At 33.0% G+C, this 23,407-nt stretch carries 22 protein-coding genes and 1 tRNA gene; 19 read left to right on the forward strand and 4 right to left on the reverse strand.

All coding sequences use genetic code 11. From position 1 onward, the window contains the following. Window positions 1–9: 9 nt before the first annotated feature. The gene (locus B5D14_RS11580; RefSeq protein WP_078712795.1) at window positions 10–1,743 is read right to left on the reverse strand and encodes an alkyl sulfatase dimerization domain-containing protein; all 1,734 of its coding nucleotides are present in this window, start codon (window positions 1,741–1,743) and stop codon (window positions 10–12) included. 231 nt (window positions 1,744–1,974) lie between these two features. Between B5D14_RS11580 and B5D14_RS11585 the strand changes: the two genes are divergently transcribed. Both B5D14_RS11585 and rbr read left to right on the forward strand, forming a co-directional pair. After that, window positions 1,975–2,796: a ZIP family metal transporter gene (locus tag B5D14_RS11585; protein ID WP_200804823.1), complete on the forward strand. Its 822-nt coding sequence runs from the start codon at window positions 1,975–1,977 to the stop codon at window positions 2,794–2,796. 60 nt (window positions 2,797–2,856) lie between these two features. Then, complete coding sequence (gene rbr / locus B5D14_RS11590) at window positions 2,857–3,393, forward strand: rubrerythrin (RefSeq protein WP_078712796.1); 537 nt, start codon at window positions 2,857–2,859, stop codon at window positions 3,391–3,393. A 41-nt stretch (window positions 3,394–3,434) separates the two neighbouring features. Here the strand turns inward: rbr and B5D14_RS11595 are convergent, their stop codons facing one another. Continuing rightward, window positions 3,435–5,204: a DEAD/DEAH box helicase gene (locus B5D14_RS11595; protein ID WP_078712797.1), complete on the reverse strand. Its 1,770-nt coding sequence runs from the start codon at window positions 5,202–5,204 to the stop codon at window positions 3,435–3,437. Between the two features lie 149 nt (window positions 5,205–5,353). On the opposite strand from B5D14_RS11595, the gene B5D14_RS11600 reads away from it, so the two are divergent. From B5D14_RS11600 to B5D14_RS11645, 10 genes are all read left to right on the forward strand, one after another. Continuing rightward, window positions 5,354–6,751, forward strand: coding sequence for a TrkH family potassium uptake protein (locus tag B5D14_RS11600; RefSeq protein WP_078712798.1), 1,398 nt, complete (start codon window positions 5,354–5,356; stop codon window positions 6,749–6,751). Window positions 6,752–6,760: 9 nt separating this feature from the next. Further along, window positions 6,761–7,435 carry a potassium channel family protein gene (locus B5D14_RS11605; protein ID WP_078712799.1) on the forward strand — a complete coding sequence of 225 codons (675 nt, stop codon included), beginning with the start codon at window positions 6,761–6,763 and terminating at the stop codon, window positions 7,433–7,435. A gap of 43 nt (window positions 7,436–7,478) precedes the next feature. Continuing rightward, complete coding sequence (locus B5D14_RS11610) at window positions 7,479–7,733, forward strand: TIGR03905 family TSCPD domain-containing protein (RefSeq protein ID WP_078712800.1); 255 nt, start codon at window positions 7,479–7,481, stop codon at window positions 7,731–7,733. A gap of 59 nt (window positions 7,734–7,792) precedes the next feature. Beyond that, window positions 7,793–9,589 (forward strand): ABC transporter ATP-binding protein, encoded by a 1,797-nt coding sequence (locus B5D14_RS11615; protein WP_078712801.1) that lies wholly within the window; start codon window positions 7,793–7,795, stop codon window positions 9,587–9,589. Then, the gene (locus B5D14_RS11620) at window positions 9,582–11,420 is read left to right on the forward strand and encodes an ABC transporter ATP-binding protein (protein ID WP_078712802.1); all 1,839 of its coding nucleotides are present in this window, start codon (window positions 9,582–9,584) and stop codon (window positions 11,418–11,420) included. The genes B5D14_RS11615 and B5D14_RS11620 overlap by 8 nt, the downstream gene beginning before the upstream one ends. 2 nt (window positions 11,421–11,422) lie before the next feature. Then, on the forward strand, window positions 11,423–11,929 hold the full coding sequence (locus B5D14_RS11625; protein ID WP_078712803.1) for a hypothetical protein: 507 nt from the start codon (window positions 11,423–11,425) through the stop codon (window positions 11,927–11,929). Between the two features lie 74 nt (window positions 11,930–12,003). Next, window positions 12,004–12,474, forward strand: coding sequence for a signal peptidase II (gene lspA / locus B5D14_RS11630; protein ID WP_078712804.1), 471 nt, complete (start codon window positions 12,004–12,006; stop codon window positions 12,472–12,474). Next, a complete protein-coding gene (locus B5D14_RS11635) occupies window positions 12,461–13,375 on the forward strand; it encodes an RluA family pseudouridine synthase (protein WP_078712805.1) in 915 nt (304 codons plus the stop codon). The genes lspA and B5D14_RS11635 overlap by 14 nt, the downstream gene beginning before the upstream one ends. Window position 13,376: 1 nt before the next feature. After that, window positions 13,377–14,621, forward strand: a complete 1,245-nt coding sequence (locus B5D14_RS11640; protein WP_078712806.1) for a rhomboid family intramembrane serine protease — start codon at window positions 13,377–13,379, stop codon at window positions 14,619–14,621. Window position 14,622: 1 nt separating this feature from the next. Next, window positions 14,623–15,111 carry a deoxycytidylate deaminase gene (locus B5D14_RS11645; RefSeq protein ID WP_078712807.1) on the forward strand — a complete coding sequence of 163 codons (489 nt, stop codon included), beginning with the start codon at window positions 14,623–14,625 and terminating at the stop codon, window positions 15,109–15,111. Here B5D14_RS11645 and rnhC read toward each other — a convergent pair whose 3' ends face one another. After that, on the reverse strand, window positions 15,112–15,963 hold the full coding sequence (gene rnhC, locus B5D14_RS11650) for a ribonuclease HIII (protein ID WP_078712808.1): 852 nt from the start codon (window positions 15,961–15,963) through the stop codon (window positions 15,112–15,114). Window positions 15,964–16,048: 85 nt separating this feature from the next. Between rnhC and B5D14_RS11655 the strand changes: the two genes are divergently transcribed. Genes B5D14_RS11655 through B5D14_RS11670 form a run of 4 tightly spaced genes read left to right on the forward strand, consistent with a single transcriptional unit; the run spans window position 16,049 to window position 21,781 of the window. Further along, window positions 16,049–16,687 (forward strand): CvpA family protein, encoded by a 639-nt coding sequence (locus tag B5D14_RS11655; RefSeq protein ID WP_078712809.1) that lies wholly within the window; start codon window positions 16,049–16,051, stop codon window positions 16,685–16,687. Between the two features lies 1 nt (window position 16,688). Beyond that, entirely contained in the window at window positions 16,689–18,986 is a 2,298-nt protein-coding gene (locus tag B5D14_RS11660; protein WP_078712810.1) for an endonuclease MutS2, read from the forward strand. A 2-nt stretch (window positions 18,987–18,988) separates the two neighbouring features. Further along, window positions 18,989–20,752, forward strand: a complete 1,764-nt coding sequence (gene uvrC / locus B5D14_RS11665) for an excinuclease ABC subunit UvrC (RefSeq protein WP_078712811.1) — start codon at window positions 18,989–18,991, stop codon at window positions 20,750–20,752. 30 nt (window positions 20,753–20,782) lie between these two features. After that, a complete protein-coding gene (locus B5D14_RS11670; protein WP_078712812.1) occupies window positions 20,783–21,781 on the forward strand; it encodes a D-alanyl-D-alanine carboxypeptidase family protein in 999 nt (332 codons plus the stop codon). Window positions 21,782–21,810: 29 nt separating this feature from the next. On the opposite strand, the gene B5D14_RS11675 is transcribed toward B5D14_RS11670, so the two are convergent. Further along, complete coding sequence (locus B5D14_RS11675) at window positions 21,811–22,104, reverse strand: hypothetical protein (protein ID WP_078712813.1); 294 nt, start codon at window positions 22,102–22,104, stop codon at window positions 21,811–21,813. A 115-nt stretch (window positions 22,105–22,219) separates the two neighbouring features. On the opposite strand from B5D14_RS11675, the gene B5D14_RS11680 reads away from it, so the two are divergent. From B5D14_RS11680 to B5D14_RS11690, 3 genes are all read left to right on the forward strand, one after another. Then, entirely contained in the window at window positions 22,220–22,696 is a 477-nt protein-coding gene (locus B5D14_RS11680; RefSeq protein ID WP_078712814.1) for a metallophosphoesterase family protein, read from the forward strand. Window positions 22,697–22,723: 27 nt separating this feature from the next. Beyond that, window positions 22,724–22,800 (forward strand) — tRNA-Arg (locus B5D14_RS11685). A gap of 246 nt (window positions 22,801–23,046) precedes the next feature. After that, window positions 23,047–23,407 (forward strand): LytR/AlgR family response regulator transcription factor (locus B5D14_RS11690; RefSeq protein WP_143254444.1); only part of this gene is annotated, 361 nt, incomplete at its 3' end.

The raw sequence follows: 23,407 nt of genomic DNA on the forward strand, positions 1-23,407 counted from the left end.
GAGTAAATTTTATTCAAATGTAAAAGGCATATGGATAAATGAAGTATAGTTATCAAAGTAATTAAAGAATTCCTCTATATAATGAGGTGTGGTAACAATAACTCTATCTTGTTTAATTGCATCATGGATTGTAATATCTTTAGCCATGATTTCTGCAAAGGTTTCCTTTGAAGCAATGATTGTTTCATCACAAGTAAAATCAGAGTTGTGATGAATTTCAAGAACACCTTTTCTAATTTCTAGGATAAGAGTTTCTCTAGTTTCATCGATAATGCATTTTAATGAGGCATGTACATTTTCACTTTCTGGACCATTGAGTTTTGTTTTGTATGATTCAAACATGTATTCTGTTGGTAATTCAATAATCGTTTTAGAGAATGATGGGAATCCACCATTAGGTCCTGCTTGTTTAGCGATTGCATCAAAAGCTCCTTCTAATTGAAGAGCACAAGTTAAATACCAATTTCGCCATGTTGCATTTTCTGCTTGATAACCTAAGTAACGAACTGCTTTCGCTTTGATTAATCGCATTTCCATATCGTCTCTTTTAATGCGTATAGGATAGGTTGCAAGTTGTGCGCACCATTGATATTCTTTCTTATCTAACGCTTCTTGACATGCTTTTAATACAGCCTCACGACCACCCATCATGGCAACCATTTTAATTGCTTCTTCTTTTGGCGAAAGTTTGTTCAGGTTAGCGGGATTACCATCAAACCATCCAATATAAGTATCATAGATACCACGGATAGCTTGACTAAAAGTACCATAGAATTCACCAAGACGATCTTTGTGGTATAAGTGAGGTGGAAGTTGTTTTAAAGCATCAACAATCATATCTGGAGTTAATCCATGATTAATAAGTCGAACAGTTTGATCGTGAGTATATTGAATGATGTCGCGATAGTCAGTAAGTAATTGCATACACTCTTGCTTACCAGATACAGGTCGCATATGAGCACCAGTTAAATAGTGGGGTGCATAAGATCTAGCTTTATCAAGTCCTCGATACCAAACAACAGCATCACGGTTTTGACCACGGATTGTATAAAGATTTGGATAAGCTTCTGCTTGGATAGCGTCTGCAACATGGAGCAGTTTACTATCTTTTAGGAACACAAGCAAATGATCATCTGTTTCTGTTGGACAATTGAAAATTTCCATGTTTATTCCAGCAATCGTTAGTTCAAGTGAACCACCAGATTTGATGGTTGTGTTTGGAGTTACCATTTGAATTGTACCTTTTTGTAATAATGGACCAGCACCTTCGTTAACAACACCTTGTTCTCCATTTGGTAGGATAGAACCATACATCCAAATGGCTCTACCCATTCGGATATCGGCAAGTTGCCCATTAGAAGAGGAAACATTTTTCATAAAGCTTTCATGTGCAATCACGAGAACTTCTTTTGAATCAGATTGTTCTTGGGTGATGTAAGCTTTGGTCCCACCCCAATGATCTGGATGGAAATGGGTTATGATGACAGCTTTAACTGGTTTGTTTGTAATTTTTCTAAATTCATTATGTATATGAATTGATGATTCAAGTGATTCACCTGGATCTACAATAATTAATCCATCATCGCCTTCGATCATTAGAGGATTTTGTAATCCAAAACCTACAGCTGAGTAAACATTTCCGGCAACTTGATAGATTTTTTGTTCCATCACGCTGGAGTGATTAAGTAACCTTTGATTAATAAAGGGGGAAGCTTCTTTGGTAAATGCTAGATTGTTGTTCATTTTATTTCTCCTCAAGATGTTAATCTCTAAATTTATCTAAACATAAAAGAAATAAATTGTCTAAAGATGTGATTTTTAAATTTTTGCTATTTTATTAAGCAAAGTATGTTTTAATTAGTTTGCAAGATAGTAGGTAGAGTTAATAAATAATATATAATTAAATGTTATTTTGTAATCATATCGCTTGCCTTTTTGATACAAAATATCAATAATATTAGTGGAGGGGTTTTTATGAATATTGATCAACTTATTTCAATGGGGCCGGTAGCGTTGGCACTTTGTGCTTCATTGTTTACTTGGTTTATGACTGCTTTGGGAGCAGCACTCGTTTTTTTCTTCAAAGACATTAACCAAAAAATATTGAATGGAATGTTGGGATTTGCCTCGGGGGTAATGATTGCGGCAAGTTTCTTTTCATTACTTGCGCCTGCGATTGACTTGTCTGTTTCCTTAAATATGACACCTTGGTTTGTTGTTGCTGTTGGATTTTTAGCAGGAGCTGTCTTTTTGTGGGTTTCAGATCATCTAATTCCACATATGCATTTTCAAGATAGTTCAAATCATGTTGAAGGTGTACCTACAAAATTAAAAAGAAGTATTTTATTAGTTTTCTCAATTACTTTGCATAATATACCTGAAGGTTTAGCGGTAGGTGTTGCGTTTGGTTTGTTGGCCCAAGAAGCTACCGTCGTCGAATTGATGGCTGCATTTACCGTAGCACTTGGTATTGGGATTCAAAACTTTCCTGAAGGAGCTGCAGTATCGATTCCTTTAAGAAAAGAAGGATTATCACGCATGAAGGCGTTTCTATATGGACAAGCTAGTGGACTGGTTGAACCAGTTTCAGCAGTGCTTGGAGCATTGTTGGTTACGGTTGTAAGACCGATATTACCTTATGCACTTGCATTTGCTGCAGGAGCTATGATTTATGTTGTAACTGAAGAACTTATTCCAGAGAGCCAATCAGGAGGTCATGAAGCAACACACTTTTCAACGATGGGATGTATTGTTGGATTTGTGATTATGATGATTCTCGATGTAGCTTTAGGCTAAATCGATGAGTTACCTGAAAGAATTTGCGTTATAATAGATATATAAAAGGAGAAACTACACATGAAAGACTTAAAAGGAACAAAAACTGAAAAGAATTTAATGGATGCTTTTGCGGGAGAAAGCCAAGCTCGTAACAAGTATACTTACTATGCTAGTAAAGCAAAAAAAGAAGGTTATGAACAAATCGCTGCCTTATTTTTACAAACAGCTGAAAATGAAAAAGAACACGCAAAACTATGGTTTAAATTATTCCATGGAGTTGGTGACACGATGGAAAACTTAAAAGATGCAGCAGAGGGTGAAAACTATGAGTGGACAGATATGTATGCTCGCATGGCTGATGAAGCTGAGCAAGAAGGATTCCCTGAAATCGCAACAACAATGCGTGGTGTAGCTGCAATTGAAAAAACACATGAAGAACGTTATAAAACATTACTTGCAAATATTGAAAATGGTGAAGTATTTGTTAAGAAAGATGATACAGTTTGGGAATGTAGAAACTGTGGACACTTGTATGTAGGTAAAGAAGCACCTGAGATTTGCCCTGTGTGTACTCATCCTAAATCATACTTCATGGTTCATCCAACAAATTATTAGGCATAAAAAAAGTCAATAGCGATTGCTATTGGCTTTTCTTATTAGTCTTCTTTTCTACTTCTTTCGCGTCTAGGTTTTGATTCTTTTTTATCTGATTTAAATTCAGATTTCTTTGAATCGGATCTAGGTTTACGATCACTTCTTGAATCAGTTCTTGGTTTTCTATCATATCCACGAGAATCAGATCTAGGTTTTCTATCACTGCTTCTTGTATCACTTCTATCTTTTGATTTTGAAGATACTTGATTAACTTCGATAGCATAGCCTTTAATTGTAGCATTCTTAAGATCTTTTAAGATTTCTTTAATTACTTCTTTTGGTACATCTACAGTAGAAGTGCGGTCTGAAATATTGATTTTTCCAATATCTTTACCACTTAATCCAGTAGCTTCTGCAATAGCACTTAATAAGTGTGCAGGGCTTACTTTATGACGATGTCCAACATTGATTTCAATGGTTGCTTTGTCTTTTGATTGTACTCTTAGTGAGTTAGGTTCTTTTTCAGGTAATTTGATTTCTTGTAATAGGCTAGATGCAAACATATTGTTCGCAAGTGCCAATGCAAGTTCTTTATCACTAAATCCTTGCGTACTAAATTCATTAATTAAATCTTCTATTTCTTTTGAAACAGATTCATTTAACATGTTTTTAATATCTTCTTTTACTTGATTTGAACGGATTTCTCTAATCATTTTTTGATTAGGAAGAGGTTTTGATTCAATTTTAGCTTTTGTAGTACGTTCTAAGTCACGAACTAAGCCTCTTTGACGTGGTGTTAATAATGTAACTGCAAGTCCTTCTTTACCAGCACGACCAGTTCTACCGATACGGTGAACATAGTATTCTGCTTCTTGAGGGAAATCAAAGTTATAAACAACATCCATGCTGTCAACATCAATACCACGAGCAGCAACATCTGTAGCTACAAGGATATTAATCTTTTTACTTTTGAAACGTTCCATAACGTTAGCACGTGCTTCTTGCTTCATGTCACCATGAATTGCTGCTGCAGGATATCCTTTAGCAACTAAGTCACTTGTTAAGTCATCAACCATCTTCTTTGTATTACAGAATACCATAGCTAGGGTAGGGCGTTGAAGTTCGATTAATTGAATCAATACCTCACGTTTATCACTTTGCTTGCATTCATAGACTACTTGTTCGATTTTCGCAACAGTTAATTCAGTAGAAGGTGTTTTGATGTGAACAGGGTTTGTTTGATATTGTTTTGTAATATCAAGGATTGCTTTAGGCATTGTTGCTGAGAAAAGAATCGTTTGTCTTTCATCAGGTAACTCCTTAATAATTGCTTCAATGTCTTCTCTAAATCCCATGTTTAGCATTTCATCTGCTTCATCCAACACAAGTTTATTACAGTTTTCCATCTTTAATGTATGGCGTCTTAAATGGTCTAGAACACGTCCTGGACATCCAACTACAATATCGCAACCTTTTTTCATGTCTTGAATTTGTTTTTGAATTGGACTTCCACCATATAAGCATACTGTACGTAATCCTTCTTTGTACTTTGCAAATTTTCTGATTTCTTCTACTACTTGTAAAGCAAGTTCACGAGTAGGAGTAAGAATTAGTGCCTGAGGTCTTTTGTGCTTAGATACTTCCGATAATTCAATTAAAGGAATACCAAAAGCAGCTGTTTTACCAGTACCTGTTTGTGATTGACCCAAAATATCCCCACCAGTTAATAGTACTGGTATACAGGCACTTTGGATATAAGTAGCTTCGTTATAACCACAATCTTGTATCGCGCGAAGCATTTCTTTTGATAATTGTAATTCGTTAAATTTCATAGTTTATTTCTCCAAAGGAACACTATAACATAAAGTAACAAGAAAGTATACTTATTAATTTGTTGTGAAAGAAATAACTAATAGACGTAGTTATTGCTTTTTATTTATAAAGGAGTAAACTAAATATTGCTATAGATAAAGGGGATATTATGAATAAGGCAAATATGTCTATACGACAAATACTATTTAAAAAGGTTGGCGCTATGCCGCTATTGGCTCTAAGTTTTGCGCTAGTAATCTTTGTTGGTACTTTGTTTCTATGTTTACCTATAACAAATATTGGAACACCACAAAGTTTTCTTAATAACTTGTTTGTGGCAACAAGTGCAACTTGTGTAACAGGATTAGTTCCTTATGCAGTTGTTGATCAATACAATATGCTAGGACAAGTAGTTCTTATCTGTTTAATGCAAGTTGGGGGACTTGGGTTAATGACATTATTATCTTTAATGATGTCACTAATGAAACACAAACTATTTATTGGAGAGAAGAAATTAATACAAGATTCATTAGGGAAATCTGATTTACAAGATATTCCAAGATTTATCCGCTGTATTGTTATTTATACACTTGTATTTGAAACAATTGGTGCTATTTTATTCGCATTAAAATTTGTACCTGAATATGGTTGGTTTCATGGTATATTTAATTCTATTTTCTTATCGGTATCTGCATTTTGTAATGCAGGATTAGATAATATCTTACCAAACAGCTTAATTAGCTTCGTTAATGATCCATTAATTAACTTTACTGTTGCTGGATTAATTATAACTGGTGGTTTAGGGTTTGTTGTTTGGTTGGATTTGAGAAAGCATTTATCTGATTTATTTGGGAAAAATGGTAGTTTTAAAAAGTTATTAAATAAGTTGTCAGTTCATACTAAAGTTGTACTTATTATGACAGGCTTCTTATTGTTATCTGGAACTTTACTTATTTATGCATTGGAATATAACAACCCAAATACTTTGGGTCCATTATCTGAAGGAAGTAAATGGATGGCATCTTTCTTCCAATCAACGACGCTTCGTACTGCAGGATTTGCAACATTGCCTATTGCAGCATTAAAGCCAGCTACTCAATTTATTATGTGTCTCTATATGTTTATTGGAGGATCTCCAGGAGGAACTGCTGGGGGTATTAAAACAACAACATTTGCGATGTTATTTATCTTCGTGTTGTTTGTATTAAGAAATGATAGTCATATTAATGTAATGAAAAGAGATATACCACGTATTAACTTTATGAAGGCATACGTTGTTACTATTATTTATTTAACATCACTTGTTATTGCAATTATTATTTTATCTATTACAGAGAATGTATCTTTCTTAGCGATTATTTTTGAGTGTTTCTCTGCTATTGCTACAGTGGGATTATCTATGGATGTTACTCCACTCTTGAGTAGTATAGGAAAAATTGTTATTATCTTGTTGATGTTTATTGGTCGAGTTGGACCAATTACTATTGTTGTATTAATCTTTAGGGTGAATTCGAAAGTTAAACCTAAAGACATATCATATTCACACGGGGACATTTTAATAGGTTAGGAGATCTTTATGTCAAGTAAAAGTAAAACATATGCTATTTTAGGCTTAGGAATATTTGGTTCAACGATTGCGAAGGCTTTATCAGATTATAACTATGAAATTATTGCGATTGATCGTGATATTACATGTGTGGATCGTATTGCTGAGTTCGCGACCAATGCAGTACAAGCAGATATTACAGATATTGATCAATTGCGTTCTATTGGTATTCAAGATGTTGATGTTGCTGTTGTTGCAACTGGATCACACTTAGAAGACAGTATTATGGCAATTATGAATTTAAGAGAATTGGGTGTTCCTTATATTTTAGCAAAAGCTAAAAATAAGAAATACATGCAAATCTTTGAAAAAATTGGTGCTGATCGTGTTATTCGTCCTGAAAAGGAAATGGGTGAGCGTGTAGCAAAACAATTAATTTCTAGAAATATTGTTGATCTAATTGATATTGACCAAGAGTATAGTGTAGTAGAAATTATTGCACCTGAGAGTTGGACAAACAAATCATTGAAGAATTTAAATTTGCGTGCTAACTATGGAATCAACATTTTAGGTATTCGTAAAAAACCAGGAGAGCATTTATCGATATCTCCAGATGCAGAATATATTATTGAACCCAATGATCGTTTGCTAGTTATTGCAGACAATGCTGTTTTTAAAAAATTCGATAAAAACTTTAATAGATAAAAAAAATATGCTATTATATTAATGTTGTGAAGGAGGTGACATCATGTCAGTGAAGAAATTTACATATAAACCGAACGGAACTTGTTCTAAACTCTTTGAATTTGAGTGTGAAGATAATATTATTAAAGATGTACAAATCAGTGGTGGATGTGATGGAAACCTAAAAGGGATTTGTAGTATTATCAAGGGCAAGACCGTAGAGGAAGTCATTAGTGCTTTTAACGGGATTACTTGTGGTAACAAGATTACTTCTTGTCCAGATCAAATCGCGAAATGTTTAGCGGAAGAGTTCCGTTAAATTTGATAAAAAGCACGTAAAGTGTTTTTTATTTTATCTTAGTAGAGGGGGAAGGGACCATGAATACATGGGATTTTGTGAAGAAGTATTGTAAGGACAACCAAGTTAAGCTCTATATAATGATTGTCGTTACCTTACTGTATGCATTTTTAAACCTAGTTTCACCGCTTATCTTTAGCTTCTTTATTGATAATATTATTGATAATAAACCTATCACCAATGAATTGTTTGGAAGTATTCTGAATTTTCTAGGTGGTCGTGACTATGTAAGGTCGAATCTATGGATAGGTGCAGCGTGTGTGTTATTTGTGAATGTATTTGTCTGTTTAGGCGTATTTATTCGAGGACGTTTAAACGGTATTATATCTGAAAATATGAGTTATCATATCCGTAATGATTTATATGATCATTTGCAACATTTACCATATGCTTATCATGTTTCTGCGAAAACAGGAGATTTAGTTCAACGCTGTACAAGTGATGTTGAACAGGTTCGTAAAGTATTTGCAGGACAATTATCAGAAATGATTTATTCAGTTGCGACTGCTGTTATCGCAATTATTGTTCTATTTTCAATTTATCCACCCATGGCAATTCTAGCAATTGTTAGTATGCCATTATTAATCTTTTATGCTTATATCTTTTTCAAAAGAACACAAAAAACATTCTTAGAATCAGATGAAGCAGAGGGTACAATGACCACAACGATACAAGAAAGTTTATCTGGTATCCGTGTTATTAAAGCGTTTAATCGTGAACGTTATGAAATTGATCGTTTTGAAAAGAAGAATGAAGTCTTTAAAAATTTGACATTTAAACTTATTCGATTATTAGGTGTTTATTGGAGTACGAGTGATTTAATTTGTTTATCTCAAATTCTATTGATTTTAGTAGTGGGTATCTTTACTGCAATTGCAGGTAATATTTCTGTAGGTAATTTCTTTGTTTTCATTTCTTATGAAACAATGATTTTATGGCCAATTAGAAATTTGGGAAGAATTTTAGCGGATATTGGTAAAGCAACTGTTTCAGTTGGACGTTTAAATGAAATACTCAATGAACCAGTAGAAGACATTACTACAGGTGTTACACCTGTAATCAAAGGTAAAATTGAATTTGATCATTGTGATTTCCAATATCATGATGCCAATGAACCAATTTTAAGAGATGTTTCATTTTCAATTGAACAGGGTGAAACTGTTGCGATTATTGGACCAACAGGTGCAGGTAAATCGACACTAGTTCATTTGTTATCTCGCTTATATGATTATACTGGGGGTTCAATTAAGATTGATGGTGTTGAATTAAATACAATTCAAAGAGAACACATTCGTCGTCACATTGGAATTGTACTTCAAGAACCATTCTTATTCTCAAAAACAATTCATGATAACATTCGTTTAGCAAATCGTTTTTCTGATGAAAGTAAAGTTGAAAGAGCAGCTCGTGTTGCCTCAGTGCATGAAGTAATACAAGAATTTGAACTTGGTTATGAAACACTTGTAGGTGAAAAAGGTGTTACTTTATCAGGTGGTCAAAAACAAAGAATTGCGATTGCACGTACCATTATTAATGAAACACCAATATTAATATTTGATGATAGTTTAAGTGCAGTTGATACGGAAACAGATGCGAATATTCGTCGTGCATTAAATGAGTTAAACAAAGATACAACGAAGATTATTATTACGCAACGTGTTTCTTCTGCACAAGATGCAGATAAAATCCTAGTCATTGAGGATGGAACAATAACACAAATTGGTAACCATGATTCATTAATTCATGAAGATGGTTTATACAAACGTATCTATGAAATACAAAGTTCATTTATTAAAGGAGGTGATGAGAATGACTAGTCAATTCCAAGAACAAGAATATAATACGAATTCTTTAGATACAAGTTTATGGCGTAGAATCTTAGGCATGATGAAATCACAAAAGAAGAACTTGTATATGTTGTTTTTCTTGAATTTCTTCATCGCAATTTTGGATGTTGGATTTCCATTCATGAATAAAATCGCAATTGATTATTTTGTAGGGAATGGCATTATCGATTATAAACTTACAATCTTCATCGTTATCTTTATTGTTGGTATCATCGCTCAAGCAGCAATTGTTTATTTGTTCTTCTTACAAGCAGGTAAAATAGAAATGAATTTTGCTTATGAGGTAAGAGAGAAAGCTTTCCATAAATTACAATCTTTATCCTTCTCCTATTTTGATAAGACACCTATTGGGTGGTTAATGGCTCGTATGACCAGTGATATTGGTCGACTTGCAGAAATCTTATCATGGAGTTTGATGGATTTAGTTTGGGGCTTTAGTGTCATGGTGGGTGTAACAATTGTTATGCTTATCGTGAACTGGAAACTTGCATTGCTAGTATTAATTGTAGTTCCGATTCTTGCTTATCTAAGTGTGTGGTTTCAAATTCGCATCCTTAAAAATTACCGTTCTGTTCGTAAAATAAATTCACGTATTACAAGTGGATTTAATGAAGGAATCACGGGTGCTAAGACAACAAAAACATTAGTATTAGAAGAAAAGAACTTTAGAGAATTTGAAGAAGAAACTCAAAACATGAGACGTTCTAGTATTAAAGCTGCAACGTTATCTGCATTATTTATGCCACTAGTTATGGGACTTGGATCAATTAGTACTGCTGCAATTCTATGGTATGGTGGATATGAAGTTTTATTAGGTACATTACAATTTGGAACACTAATGATGTTTACGCAATATGCAACGCAATTCTTTGAACCTTTACGACAAATCGCAAGATTAATTGCTGAGCTACAAATGGCACAAGCGAGTGCTGAACGTGTATTAAGTTTATTAGATAGTCAACCAGATATTGTTGATAAACCAGAGGTCATTGAAAAATATGGTACTTTATTTGATCCAAAAACAGAGAATTATGAACCGATTAAAGGGAATGTTGAATTTAGAAATGTGAGTTTCCATTATTTACCAGGAGAGCCAGTGTTGAAGAACTTTAACCTAACTGTAAAAGAGGGACAAACAGTTGCTTTGGTGGGTGAGACTGGATCGGGTAAGAGTACAATTGTTAACTTACTATGTCGCTTCTATGAACCAGTGGAAGGACAGATCTTAATTGATGGTGTTGAGTATCGTGATCGCTCTTTGGGTTGGTTAAGATCACGTCTAGGCTATGTACTTCAATCACCACATCTATTCTCAGGAACGATTAAAGAAAACATTCGTTTTGGTCGATTGGATGCAACTGATGAAGAAATTATTGATGCTTGTCAACTTGTGAATGCACATGAGTTTATTACAAAGCTAGAAAATGGATATGAAACTGAAGTTGGAGAGGGTGGAGGAAAGTTATCTACTGGTCAAAAACAATTGATTTCATTTGCACGTGCAGTGCTTGTAAATCCTCGAATCTTTGTTCTTGATGAAGCTACATCTTCAATTGATACTGAAACAGAACAAATTATTCAACATACAATTGATCATGTTTTAACTCATCATACAAGTTTTATTATCGCTCATAGATTGTCAACAATCGTAAATGCGGATATAATCTTAGTTATAAAGAAGGGAATTGTAGTTGAATCGGGAACTCATAGTGAATTGATGGCTAAAAAAGGATATTATTATCGTTTGTATACCAATCAATTTAATGAAGATTTGGAAAATAAACTACTACATAAAGGATAATCATGATTTCTTATAAAATGGAAGATGTTGTAGAAACTACGATTGAAGATGGAATATGGCTTGATTTCTTAGAACAAACTTGGATTTTCTTTATTAAAGACTCCATATGGGTGGATGAAGAAATTCAAACATTTAAGAAAAAGAAATTACATTTAAGTTATTTTCAAAAAGGAATTGTGGATGGATTTCTCATTGATGTCAATGATGTGATTGAAACATCAGATGTGCCTTTCTGTATCCTAGATGTAACGAAAGATTTCTTAAATACATTGAAAGATAACCAAAATTACAATGCCTTATTTTTACTTATTGATGGAAGTAATAAGATACGTGCACGTAAAGAGGGAGCTATGTCATTTGAAGTAAGTTCTGTGATTAAGCATTGCTTACGTGAGCAAAGAATGAATGATTATGATGAAAAGGCATTTAATATCGCACTAACAAAGATGCAAAAACGATATGAACCTTATGAGTTAGAAGAATTCATTAAAACATCTCAAGATTTTTAAAAATTAAGAAATGAGGGAAAGACTAGTGTAAAACTAGTCTTTTTGGTATAATTACATCTTGTAAAGGTGAGAATATGAAACGTAAAGAACTATTTATATTAATTGGAATACTTGTTTTAGATTTAGGAACAAAATTAATTGTTCAATCTAATTTAGATTTACACCATCAAATACCGATTATTGACAATTTTTTCTACATTACTTACGCCAAAAATACAGGTGCTGCATGGAGTATGTTTAGTGGACGTGTTGGGATTTTAACATTGATGTCACTTGCGGGAGTTGGTTTATTTTCTTATATGTTTTCCCGTGTACCTGAAGAAAATAAATGGGAAAGAATTAGTATTGTTTTAATGATAGCAGGAGCGGCAGGTAATTTATTTGATCGCTTTGTATTTGGATATGTAAGAGACTTTTTAGACTTTGTTATTTTTGGATATGATTTTCCAATCTTTAATATTGCCGACTCAGCTCTATGCATAGGTATCGGTTTACTTATTGTGATTACCTTATTTAAGAAGGAGGAAGTGAATGGAAAGAATTAACTATTTAATTGATGAAACTGAAGAGGGTGGACGCCTTGATAAAATTTTAAGTGAGAAAAGTGAAGATTTTTCTCGTGCAAGAATTCAACAACTTTTAGATCAAGGATTAATCCTTGTAAATGATGAAATAAAGAAAAATAACTACAAAGTAAAACGTGGTGATGAAATCACGATTGATATACCAGAGGTTAAAGAATTGGAAGCATTTCCACAAGATTTGAATTTGGATATTCTGTATGAAGATGAAGATATTATAGTTGTAAATAAACCTAAAGGAATGGTTGTTCATCCAGGTGCAGGAAACCCTGATCATACTTTAGTGAATGGACTTTTATTCCATTGTAAAGACTTATCAGGTATTAATGGTGTTCTTCGTCCAGGTATTGTACATCGTATTGATAAAGATACAACCGGATGTATTGTTGCTTGTAAAAATGACAAAGCGCATGAAGCAATTTCAAAACAACTTTCAAATAAAACTTGTTCAAGAGATTATATTGCAATTGTACATGGTGAATTACCTCATGAATATGGGACAATTGATGCGCCAATAGGTAGAGATAGCAAAGATCGTCAAAAGATGACGGTAACGGATAAAAATGGTAGAGATGCAGTTACTCATTTTAAAGTAGAAGAACGCTTTAAAGGATTCACACTGGTTAGTTTTAAATTAGAAACAGGTAGAACACATCAAATTCGTGTTCATATGCAATACATTGGATATCCAATTGTAGGTGATCCTAAATATGCTTTCCGTAATACAAGAACTGATACAGAGGGTCAAGTACTGCATGCTGAGGCATTAACACTGGTCCATCCTACAACCAATGAAACAATGACTTTCAAAGCTCCTTTACCTGATTACTTTAAAGCATTAATTGAGGAAATGAGAGGGTATTAGTATGGCATTAGAGAGAGATTTAATTTTAATGAAATTGGCACAATACTTTGTAACAAAGTATCAATATAAATTTGTTGATATCAAACAAAACAATCATGAAATTTGGTTAGGAAGTAATCATAGTGATGAGTATCCTGTTATCCGTATTTCTTTAACCAATGCATCTGCTGCGACGTTTGAGAAATCACGTTTACTTGAAACAAGTAAAGCAATCTGTGATTTCTTTCATAAAAACGCAAAGCTATTGGATATTCATGTTTCAGATGAATTGATTGAAACAAGTGAAGAAGAATTCATTCAAGTAGGAATCACGGATGATAAGATTACAGGTGTTGATATAACAAATACATTCCCGGATTTTCAAAATGCAGTTTTGGAAATTCACAAGTTTAAAGAAAATCAAACACCACAAACACCATTTGATACCTTTAATCCTGCAAGAAAAACAAAACGCAGTATAAAAGATATGCCCTATATTACTTACGCAATTGGCTTGATATGTGCACTTGTCTTTGTGATTACAAATCTTATTGCATATAACAATGGGAATGATGCGATTACCGCAAGTATTGTCATGGGAGCTTATTATAAAGCGTTTATTGTTGGAGGTCATGAATTCTTCCGTTTATTAACAGTAGGTTTTGTTCATTATGATTTATTTCACTTCTTAATGAATATGGCGGCACTGGTATCACTAGGTCAAATTTGTGAACGTATTTATAAGAAATGGCAATTCATTGTTATTATTCTAGGATCAATATTAACGGGTAGTTTGTTCATCTTTGCAGCACAAGGCAATGTTTTAACGGTTGGATTAAGTGGTGGATTATATGGGTTAATGGCTGCATTACTGGTTTATGGCTTTGATTCTAAAGTAATCTATAATCCAGCAGTAGCTAAGAGCTTTTTATCGACACTGCTGATTAACTTATTGATTACATTTATGCCAGGGGTGTCAATGTATGGTCATATTGGTGGGTTCATTGGTGGTTTATTTTTATCTGTATTGTTTACTCAAAATAAGGCATGGAAACTACTTAGACAAAATGCGATCATTGCTGGAGTGATGTTACTTGGAATTCTAGGTTATCAATGTGTACAAAATTATAATGTTAAACCAATTTATTATGGAACAGACAAAGCTGTTTTAGATTATCTTGATTCTGTTGGATTAAGTGGTTATAGTAATAATATGAAGAATAAATTGAATGATTTTTATGGATTCGATTTAACGAAGGTGAAGTAAGATGAAAAGAGAAAATGTATTAAACTGGGATCAATATTTTATGGGTATGGCTCATTTATCCGCATTACGTTCTAAAGATCCTTCAACACAAGTAGGAGCAGTTATTGTTGATGAAACCAATCGTGTTGTTAGTATTGGTTATAATGGACTACCTCGTGGGTGCAATGATGATGAATTTCCTTGGGGAAGAGAAGGTGGTATGCTTGAGAGCAAATATGCATTTGTTGTTCATGCAGAATTAAATGCTATATTAAATAGTCCTCGTCCAGTAAAAAATTGTGCTATCTATGTTTCACTATTTCCGTGTAACGAATGTGCAAAAGCAATCATACAATCAGGAATTAAGAAGATTGTTTATGAATGTGATAAATATGCAGATACAGATGCAGTGAAAGCAAGTAAAAAAATGCTTCGTGCAGCTGGTGTTGAACTTATCCAGTTACAAGAGCAAATTTCAATTTCAATTGATATAAAAGAAGAGAATATCTAATTATAGATATTCTTTTAGTTTCTCAGTATTTTTAAAATGTAATTTTGCGACATTGCGAAGTTCATCAAAGCCATATTCTTTGACAAATCTTGCAGCATTTTGATCCACCAAATCACCAGCACCTTTTTGAAATGACATGTGATAGTGTTCTTCATATTTCTTAAGACAATCAAGAAAAGCGTAGCGAGCGATAACAGAGGCACACGCAACTGCGAGATACTTGTTTTCTGCTTTTGTTTCAAAATGAATACCACGAATAATGGTAGGTTCATCTTTGATGTAATTGTAATAGTTTTTCTCAGGAGTAAATTGGTCAATGATGATTTTAGAAGGCAATGTCATCTTCTTTGATAAATTGACATAGGCTTGATTATGTAGTTTTGCTTTGATTTGATTCATGTTGTTTGTTTTTTGAACTTGATTGTATTTGTGATTATCAAGAATGCATAAACTATAATCCAAGATTTTCATAATTTTAGGTGCAATTTCTTGGATGTATTCATCCTTGATGACTTTGGAATCTTGAATTGCGTAGTTGGCTAATGCTTCTTTGTTTTCACTTGTTACAACACATGCACAAACACAGATGGGACCAAAGTAATCACCTGTACCAACTTCATCACTTCCAGCTTGCGTTGTAAATGCTTCAACTTTCTTAAAAGCACTTGCGTATACTTCGGCATCATTGCCTTGAAATACTGCTTTCTTAGAGGTGTATACGGTAAGTACACAACCTTCAAGTTTGCATTGAAATAAAGCGTAAGGTGGTGTTTTTGATTGTATTTCACTACGAAAAGTAGTTTTGATTTGATTGATTTGTTCATCAGTTAAAATAAGAGTAATTGTAGACATAGATTTACCTCGGTAATATCATACCATAGTATTTGCACTTCGGTTTAGAATTAGTTATGATTATATGGATTGAGAGGATAGTAAAATGGAGTTAACAATTTTATTAATAAATGGAGGCATTGTTTTATTCTATATTATGATGTTCTTCATGGGTTATAAAAAAGGATTTGTATTACAATTAATTGATTTAATTGGGTTAATCGCAATTATTTATATTGCGTGGTTATTTTCACCAGTACTTGCGACTTATTTCTCGATATGGCCAAAAGATTTAGTACCATTGCAAGTATCAATATTTCAAGATGCAATTTATGGGTATATCAATCAATTTGCTTGGTTTATTGTAATTTTTATTGTTTTAAAATTAATTTTGATGGTACTACGACCTCTTATTAAAGTATTGCAAAATATTCCAATACTAAAGCAAGTAAATAGTATTTGTGGAGCTTTGTTTAGTCTATTGTATTCGACTGTTTGGATGATCTTGATTGCGTTTGTTTTGACACTACCCATACTACCAAATGGGAATCATTATGTTACAAAAACTTGGTTACAACCCATACTAACAAGTACAAGTACATTCATTAGCGGTTTGGAAGAACCACTATCAAAGAACAATGCTTTATCAAATATCGTAGATAATATGAATGAATTATCGGATAATGATCGAGAAGCATTAAAAGATTGGTTTGAAGAAAACCATTTAGATGAGGTAGGTAATTAAAATGAATACAGCAGGGATTGAACTTGAAGTCATAAAGAATCAAATCGCAAGTCTTTGCGCTTTTAGTCTTGGTCAAGAGAAAATCCTTTCTTTAGAACCAAACTTTAGTCCTTTGATTCTTAAAAGAGAAAACGCTAGAATTAAAGAAGCATTGGCATGCACTATTAAATATTCATCGATGCCTTTATCAGGTTTAAAGGATATTACACTTTTACTTGAACAAGCTAAAAAAGGAATGACATTAACACCACTTGATTTTGTGGCTGTGATTCAACACATCCGTGCAACTCGTGGTATTGTAAGTTACATGACATCAGTTGAAGAAAAGGTAGAAGAGTTAAGCGACTTAGTCGATTCATTGGTCATCTTTAAAAAGCAACAAGAAGAGCTTGAAACTTGTTTTAATGATGCGGGTGAAATTTTAGATGGTGCAAGTCCAGAACTTAGAGCGATCCGAAGATCTCTTTTAAAAATTGATGGAGAAATCCAAATAGAAACCAATCGGTTTATGCAAAAACATGCAGCATCCATGATTGATAATATTGTAACAACAAGAAATAATCGTGTTGTTGTGCTTGTAAAATCAAGTGATAAAAACAGTTTTGGTGGTTTTATTCATGGTGAGAGTGCATCGGGACAAACGGCTTATGTAGAGCCAAGTAACTTTGTCGAAATCAACAATCGAAAACAAAGTTTACTTTATCAAGAGCAAGAAGAAATTGAAAAAATATGTTGGAAGTGCAGTGAAATTGTTGAGGGCATTGCCCAAGATTGTTTGAATAATTTAGAAACATGTGCAGTACTGGATGCATTATTTGCAAAAGCACATTGGGGTAAGAAAGAAGATGCTTGTGTAGCAGAGTTAACCACAGATAAATCAATTTATCTAAAGAATACAAGGCATCCACTTATTGATAGAAAACACGTAGTTGAAAATACATACCGCATTCTAGATCCAATTCGTGTATTACTGATTACAGGTCCCAATACGGGTGGAAAAACGGTGAGTTTAAAGTGCATTGGACTTGCAGTTTTATTGACCTATTGTGGTATACCTGTTTGTGCAGAGGAAGCAATGATTCCATTCTTTGATCATGTCTTTATTGATATTGGTGATGATCAATCGGTATTGCAATCTCTAAGTACCTTCAGTGCGCATTTGTCAAAGCTTGCAGATGTGAGTCAAAATGCCACGTCAGATAGTTTAGTTCTTCTAGATGAGTTAGGTTCTGGAACAGATCCAAAAGAAGGAGAAAGTTTAGCAATTGCCATTTTAAATGATTTACGAGATAAAGGGTGTTTGGTTGTAGCAACGACTCACTATGGACGCTTAAAGGCATATGGAAAACGCCACGATGATATTCTTGTATCATCAGTTCAATTTGATGTAGAGAAACTAATTCCTACCTATCACTTTGTGGAAGGCTTAACGGGGCAAAGTAATGCTTTTGATATTGCACGTCGTTATAATCTAAAAGAGAGTATTATCAAAAGTGCAGAGTTTCTAAAAAATCAACAAAAAACAGAAGAAGATATCCTCATTGAAAAACTTGAAAAGCAAGCGGTAGAGAATCAACAACTAAAAGAAAAATTACTTGAGCAACAAGCTATTCAATCTAAGATGTTTAAAGAATTACAAAATGAGAAAGAAGTTTTTGAAAGAAACAAAGAAAAGAACATTGAAAAGGCAAAACAAGAAGCTGAGACATATCTTCAAATGGTCAAAGAAGAGGCGCAAGAAATATTAAGTGAGATGCGTCAAAAACAAGATACAAACAAATACCATGAAGTACTTGAAGTGAAAAATAAATTGGGACTTCTTGATGAAGAGGAAGAAATTGAGGAAGAAGAAAAAGAGTTTAAAGTTGGTGATACAATTGAAATTAAACAATCACATCAGATTGCGAAGATTGTAGCGGTCAATAAAAATCAAGTGACACTAAATTTAAATGGAATTACAGTGAAATCATCAAAAGATAAAATTAAACACACGCACAAACAAATTGCAAAACCTAAAAAGGTATTTTCAATGCGTACAGAAAAAATTCAATCCTTCAAATTAGAATGCAATTTAATTGGATTAAGGGTAGAGGAAGCATTGCCTATCTTACAAAAATATATGGATGATGCAAAGTTCAATCATATGGCTACTGTGCGCATTATTCATGGAGATGGTACAGGTGCACTTCGTAAGGCAGTGCATGAGTATTTAAAGAGTGATAGAGATGTTGTAAACTATAGGCTAGGAGCTCCTAATGAGGGTTCAACTGGGGCTACGGTGGTAACACTACGAGGATAAATATGACACAGGATTTACATGCAAAACTACAAAATTTACCAATGGAACCAGGATGCTATCTAATGAAAGATGCTTCAGGTACCATTATTTATGTTGGAAAAGCCAAGAAACTTAAAAATAGAGTGAATCAATATTTTGTTGGAGCACATGATTTTAAGACGACAAAAATGGTGAGTAACGTAAGAGATTTTGATTTTTTTATTACACGTACTGAAAAAGAAGCACTACTTCTTGAAATTAATCTAATTAAGAAACATCGTCCTCGTTTTAATATTATGTTTATGGATGATAAAACTTATCCTTATATAAAACTAACAAGAGAAGACTATCCAACCCTTACTGTAGTAAGAGAAGCTAAGAAAGATCGAAAAAGTAAGTATTTCGGTCCTTTTCCTGATGCCACTGCAGCACATCAAACAATTCGCTTGCTTCAAACGTTATATCCGCTTAGAAAATGCAAAGTAATGCCGAAGAAAGTATGTTTATATTATCATTTAGGTCAATGTCTAGGTCCATGTGAGTATGATGTAGATCCTAAGGTCTATCAAGAGATAGTCGACAAGATAACACGTTTCTTAAATGGAGATAATAAAGAAATCTTGCATGATTTAAAAATGAAGATGAAAGATGCAACTGAAAAGATGTTGTATGAAAATGCGATAGAATATCGTGATTTAATCCAATCCATTGAACATATTGCAGATAAGCAAGAGGTACAAACACAAGATAGATCAAATCGTGATGTATTTAGTTTTTATAGTGATAAAGGGTACTTATCAATTCAAGGGTTTTTCATACGTCAAGGGAAGCTACTTGAACGCGAATTATCCTTATCACCTTTATATGGTGAGGTTGAGGAAGAATTTACTTCTTTCATAACACAATATTATCAAAAGCATCCACTACCACCAGAAATCGTATTACCTCCACTTGATGATATACAAATATTGGAGGAAACACTTGAAACTAAGATTACAGTTCCAATCAAAGGGTATCGTAAGAAACTTTTAGATTTAGCATTAAATAATGCAAAGAATCAATTGTATTTAAAATTTGATGTCATTGAAGCAAAACAAGAAAATGATGAATCCTTGATGGACACATTCTCACAACTTGCGCATCGTGATGTACATCGTGTTGAAATTTTTGATAACAGTCATATTTCAGGTGCTTTTACGGTTGCAGCATGTGTTGTTTTTGATGATGGTAAACCCAATAAAGCAGAGTATCGTATTTATAAATTACATACAACAAATAGTGATGTTGATTCAATGAAAGAAGTACTATATCGTAGGTACTATCGTTTAATGATTGAAGAAGCAAGAATGCCGGATTGTATTCTTGTTGATGGGGGTAAGCAACAAATAGATGCTGCTAAAGCTATCCTTGATTCTTTAGGTTTAGATATACCATTATTTGGACTTGTAAAGGATGATAAACATAATACAAGTGGTATGATGAACCCACTTGGAGAATTAAAAAATATTGATAAGAATAGTCCTTTCTTTTTCTTACTAACGCGAATGCAAGATGAAGTACATCGCTTCGCAATTACTTACCACCGCAAACTTAGACAAAAAGCACAAACAAAGTCAATTTTAGATGAAATTGATGGAATAGGGGAAGTTAGAAAAAAGAAGTTGTTGAAGCATTTTGGTAGTTTTAAACAAATAAAAAATGCAACTGTTGAGGAATTAATGGAAGTCTTACCACGCGAAGTTGCCCAAAATGTAGTCCAAATATTAAGCGAGTCGAATGAAGAATAATATGCTATAATACTGAAAGAGGTGAATGAGATGAAAATTAAACGTGCTATATTTGTAAGCATGATTCTCGTTGTATCTATCTTGTGTTACGCTTTTATGAATGTGAATTACGATAAATTGTCTCGTTATCCATATAAAAATGAAGAAAATAATCGCTTAATTAGAAAATATTTAAATGATGAAGAGATAGAGTACATTATAGAATATTCCATAGCCCCAGCAACATTTATCGCCTATATTCAAGAAGATAACTTTAATATTTATCATGCTTCTGAATATCGTGAGTTAAATAAATTATTATGGGATGAAACTCCAGCTTCAATTGTAAGAATGGTAGAAGAAACTAGAAATTCAATGGATGTGATGACATTAGCGAATTATTTAGTACATTATAAATTTGATGAAATCTTATATTGGGTGGATCATGGTGATCCGTATAGTATGAACTCAATTTTAGTAACAAATGCAGGGAACCCGAATGCCTATGTAGATGATATCCATACAATTAGTATTCGTAAACCATTTAATCTACAACTGTTAAATGAAGATGTACCAACAGTTGATGGTGATGAAATGGAAGTTGATATTGCATTGCAAATACCATTAAAGGATTTGTGTGTAGCGATTCAAGAGGAATTACAAACAAAGAAGGCATGTGGTGGTCTTTTAGTGAGTGAAGGGTATATCTCATATGCTAATCAAGATAAGCGCTATAAAGAAGCGAAAGAAGCTTATGGAGATAGTGCAGATAAAGTTGAATTCATGCCAGGACACAGTGAACATCAATTGGGATTAGCAGTTGATTTTGTACTTGATGGTATAGAGAATGAAGACTTTAGTAAAACTGAGCAATACAACTGGTTAAAAGATAATGCTCATCGTTTTGGATTAGTTCAAACTTATAAAGTTGAAAATGCTTATCTTACAAATAAGGCAGAACAAAGTTATCACTTTAGGTATGTGGGCAATGAAATGGCTCATTATCTCTTCACAAATAATCTAACACTAAGTGAGTTAATATCAAATTAAAAGGAAACTGAATGATGAAGTTTCCTTTTTTAGTCTTTGTGATTGAGAATGTGTAAGAAGAATAAACAAGAAACAAGGAAATTCAATTGAGCCTTTTTCTTCTTATAATATGAACTAATTACTGTTTTCTTTGTTTGAGCAAGGAGTAGTTGTTGATTAATATCAATGACATCATCCTGTACTTCTTCAACGTGATTTAGTAGATGCTTAAGATTAAGTAACAAACGCATAGCATAAAACAGTGTTATAATAATCATAACAACAAATATACCGATTACGAATGGATTAATATAAGTTTTATACAATTCAAGTATGTTGTTCATAGAGTACCTCTTTTTTATTATAGCAAATAAGTAACTGAATGATAAGTTCTTCTTGATAAATTCTTGTTTTCTAGTAAAATTATAGGAGTGTAAATTATAGAGGGTTTTAATATTTATGAAAATAGTAGTAATAAGTGATAATCACGGGAGAGTTGAACCACTTCAAGAAATTCTGCAATATCATCAAGATGCAGATGTTTTTATTCATTGTGGGGATAGTGAATTACCTGTTGAATATTTGAGTGGATATGTAGCAGTTAGAGGAAACAATGACTTTTATGCTGAACTTCCAGATTACAGAGTTCTTGATTTAGGGGAACATCGGATTCTGGTGGCTCATGGACACCGACTTATGTTTTTAGATAATCGTGAGTTACTTGTAAATAAAGCTAAAAGTTTAGATTGTGATATCGTATGTTTTGGGCATACCCATGTATTTGAATCTCGCTGCATTGATAATATATATTTAGTAAACCCAGGATCAATTTCTAGAAATAGAGATGGCAGTGCACCTTGTTATGCAATCATTACTATAGAAGGTGATTCCATTGATATTGAGAGAAAAGAGTACGTTTTAGGTTGCAAATTCTAGTAGCCTTTGTTATTATAATATAGCAGTGTCCTCGTAGCTCAGTTGGATAGAGCATACGCCTTCTAAGCGTACGGTCGAAGGTTCGAATCCTTTCGAGGACGCCATTGAAATTTAAGTCCCTTAAACAGGGGCTTTTTTCATGCTTAAGTTAGAAATTATATGATTTTGATATGAATCATGAAATATATGAGAATAAGTTAAGTTTATTATCTTGATACACAATAATGATTATATTGATAAGGAGAAATGGGTAAATTTATTGGTTAATGAATGAAGGTTAAATCTAGAAATTGTGATTTTATCATATGAATACGAAAACTTTGATATAATAAAAAAAGGGAGATATTCTTATGAAGATTGCTGTAGTTGAAGATAATGTAGAATATTCTGATTTACTTTATCAAAGATTGATTAATCAAAATACCAATATCCATTTTGAGATATTCAATGATGGAGAAAGTTTTTTGATGAAAGAAGTGAATTTTGATTTAATTATTTTGGATATTGAATTGCCAGGAATTGATGGTATAAAGTTGTCGAAATCAGTTATAAATAAGAAGACAAAGATTGTTTTTTTGACTTCTACTTCTGACAGAGTATATGAAGCTTTTGGAGAAAATGTTCTTGGATATTTACTTAAAAGTAATGATATTGAAGTAAATATTAATCAACTCAGCAAATTTATAAATCAAATTCAGGTAAGAACATCCA

It is taken from the genome of Anaerorhabdus furcosa (genome assembly GCF_900167375.1).
GTDB lineage: Bacteria > Bacillota_I > Bacilli_A > Erysipelotrichales > Erysipelotrichaceae > Anaerorhabdus > Anaerorhabdus furcosa.

Coding starts and splice junctions, on each gene's coding strand:
- B5D14_RS11580 (WP_078712795.1), bottom strand. CDS start 1,743: ATGAACAACAATCTAGCATTTACCAAAGAAGCTTCCCCCTTTATTAAT.
- B5D14_RS11585 (WP_200804823.1), top strand. CDS start 1,975: ATGAATATTGATCAACTTATTTCAATGGGGCCGGTAGCGTTGGCACTT.
- rbr (WP_078712796.1), top strand. CDS start 2,857: ATGAAAGACTTAAAAGGAACAAAAACTGAAAAGAATTTAATGGATGCT.
- B5D14_RS11595 (WP_078712797.1), bottom strand. CDS start 5,204: ATGAAATTTAACGAATTACAATTATCAAAAGAAATGCTTCGCGCGATA.
- B5D14_RS11600 (WP_078712798.1), top strand. CDS start 5,354: ATGAATAAGGCAAATATGTCTATACGACAAATACTATTTAAAAAGGTT.
- B5D14_RS11605 (WP_078712799.1), top strand. CDS start 6,761: ATGTCAAGTAAAAGTAAAACATATGCTATTTTAGGCTTAGGAATATTT.
- B5D14_RS11610 (WP_078712800.1), top strand. CDS start 7,479: ATGTCAGTGAAGAAATTTACATATAAACCGAACGGAACTTGTTCTAAA.
- B5D14_RS11615 (WP_078712801.1), top strand. CDS start 7,793: ATGAATACATGGGATTTTGTGAAGAAGTATTGTAAGGACAACCAAGTT.
- B5D14_RS11620 (WP_078712802.1), top strand. CDS start 9,582: ATGACTAGTCAATTCCAAGAACAAGAATATAATACGAATTCTTTAGAT.
- B5D14_RS11625 (WP_078712803.1), top strand. CDS start 11,423: ATGATTTCTTATAAAATGGAAGATGTTGTAGAAACTACGATTGAAGAT.
- lspA (WP_078712804.1), top strand. CDS start 12,004: ATGAAACGTAAAGAACTATTTATATTAATTGGAATACTTGTTTTAGAT.
- B5D14_RS11635 (WP_078712805.1), top strand. CDS start 12,461: ATGGAAAGAATTAACTATTTAATTGATGAAACTGAAGAGGGTGGACGC.
- B5D14_RS11640 (WP_078712806.1), top strand. CDS start 13,377: ATGGCATTAGAGAGAGATTTAATTTTAATGAAATTGGCACAATACTTT.
- B5D14_RS11645 (WP_078712807.1), top strand. CDS start 14,623: ATGAAAAGAGAAAATGTATTAAACTGGGATCAATATTTTATGGGTATG.
- rnhC (WP_078712808.1), bottom strand. CDS start 15,963: ATGTCTACAATTACTCTTATTTTAACTGATGAACAAATCAATCAAATC.
- B5D14_RS11655 (WP_078712809.1), top strand. CDS start 16,049: ATGGAGTTAACAATTTTATTAATAAATGGAGGCATTGTTTTATTCTAT.
- B5D14_RS11660 (WP_078712810.1), top strand. CDS start 16,689: ATGAATACAGCAGGGATTGAACTTGAAGTCATAAAGAATCAAATCGCA.
- uvrC (WP_078712811.1), top strand. CDS start 18,989: ATGACACAGGATTTACATGCAAAACTACAAAATTTACCAATGGAACCA.
- B5D14_RS11670 (WP_078712812.1), top strand. CDS start 20,783: ATGAAAATTAAACGTGCTATATTTGTAAGCATGATTCTCGTTGTATCT.
- B5D14_RS11675 (WP_078712813.1), bottom strand. CDS start 22,104: ATGAACAACATACTTGAATTGTATAAAACTTATATTAATCCATTCGTA.
- B5D14_RS11680 (WP_078712814.1), top strand. CDS start 22,220: ATGAAAATAGTAGTAATAAGTGATAATCACGGGAGAGTTGAACCACTT.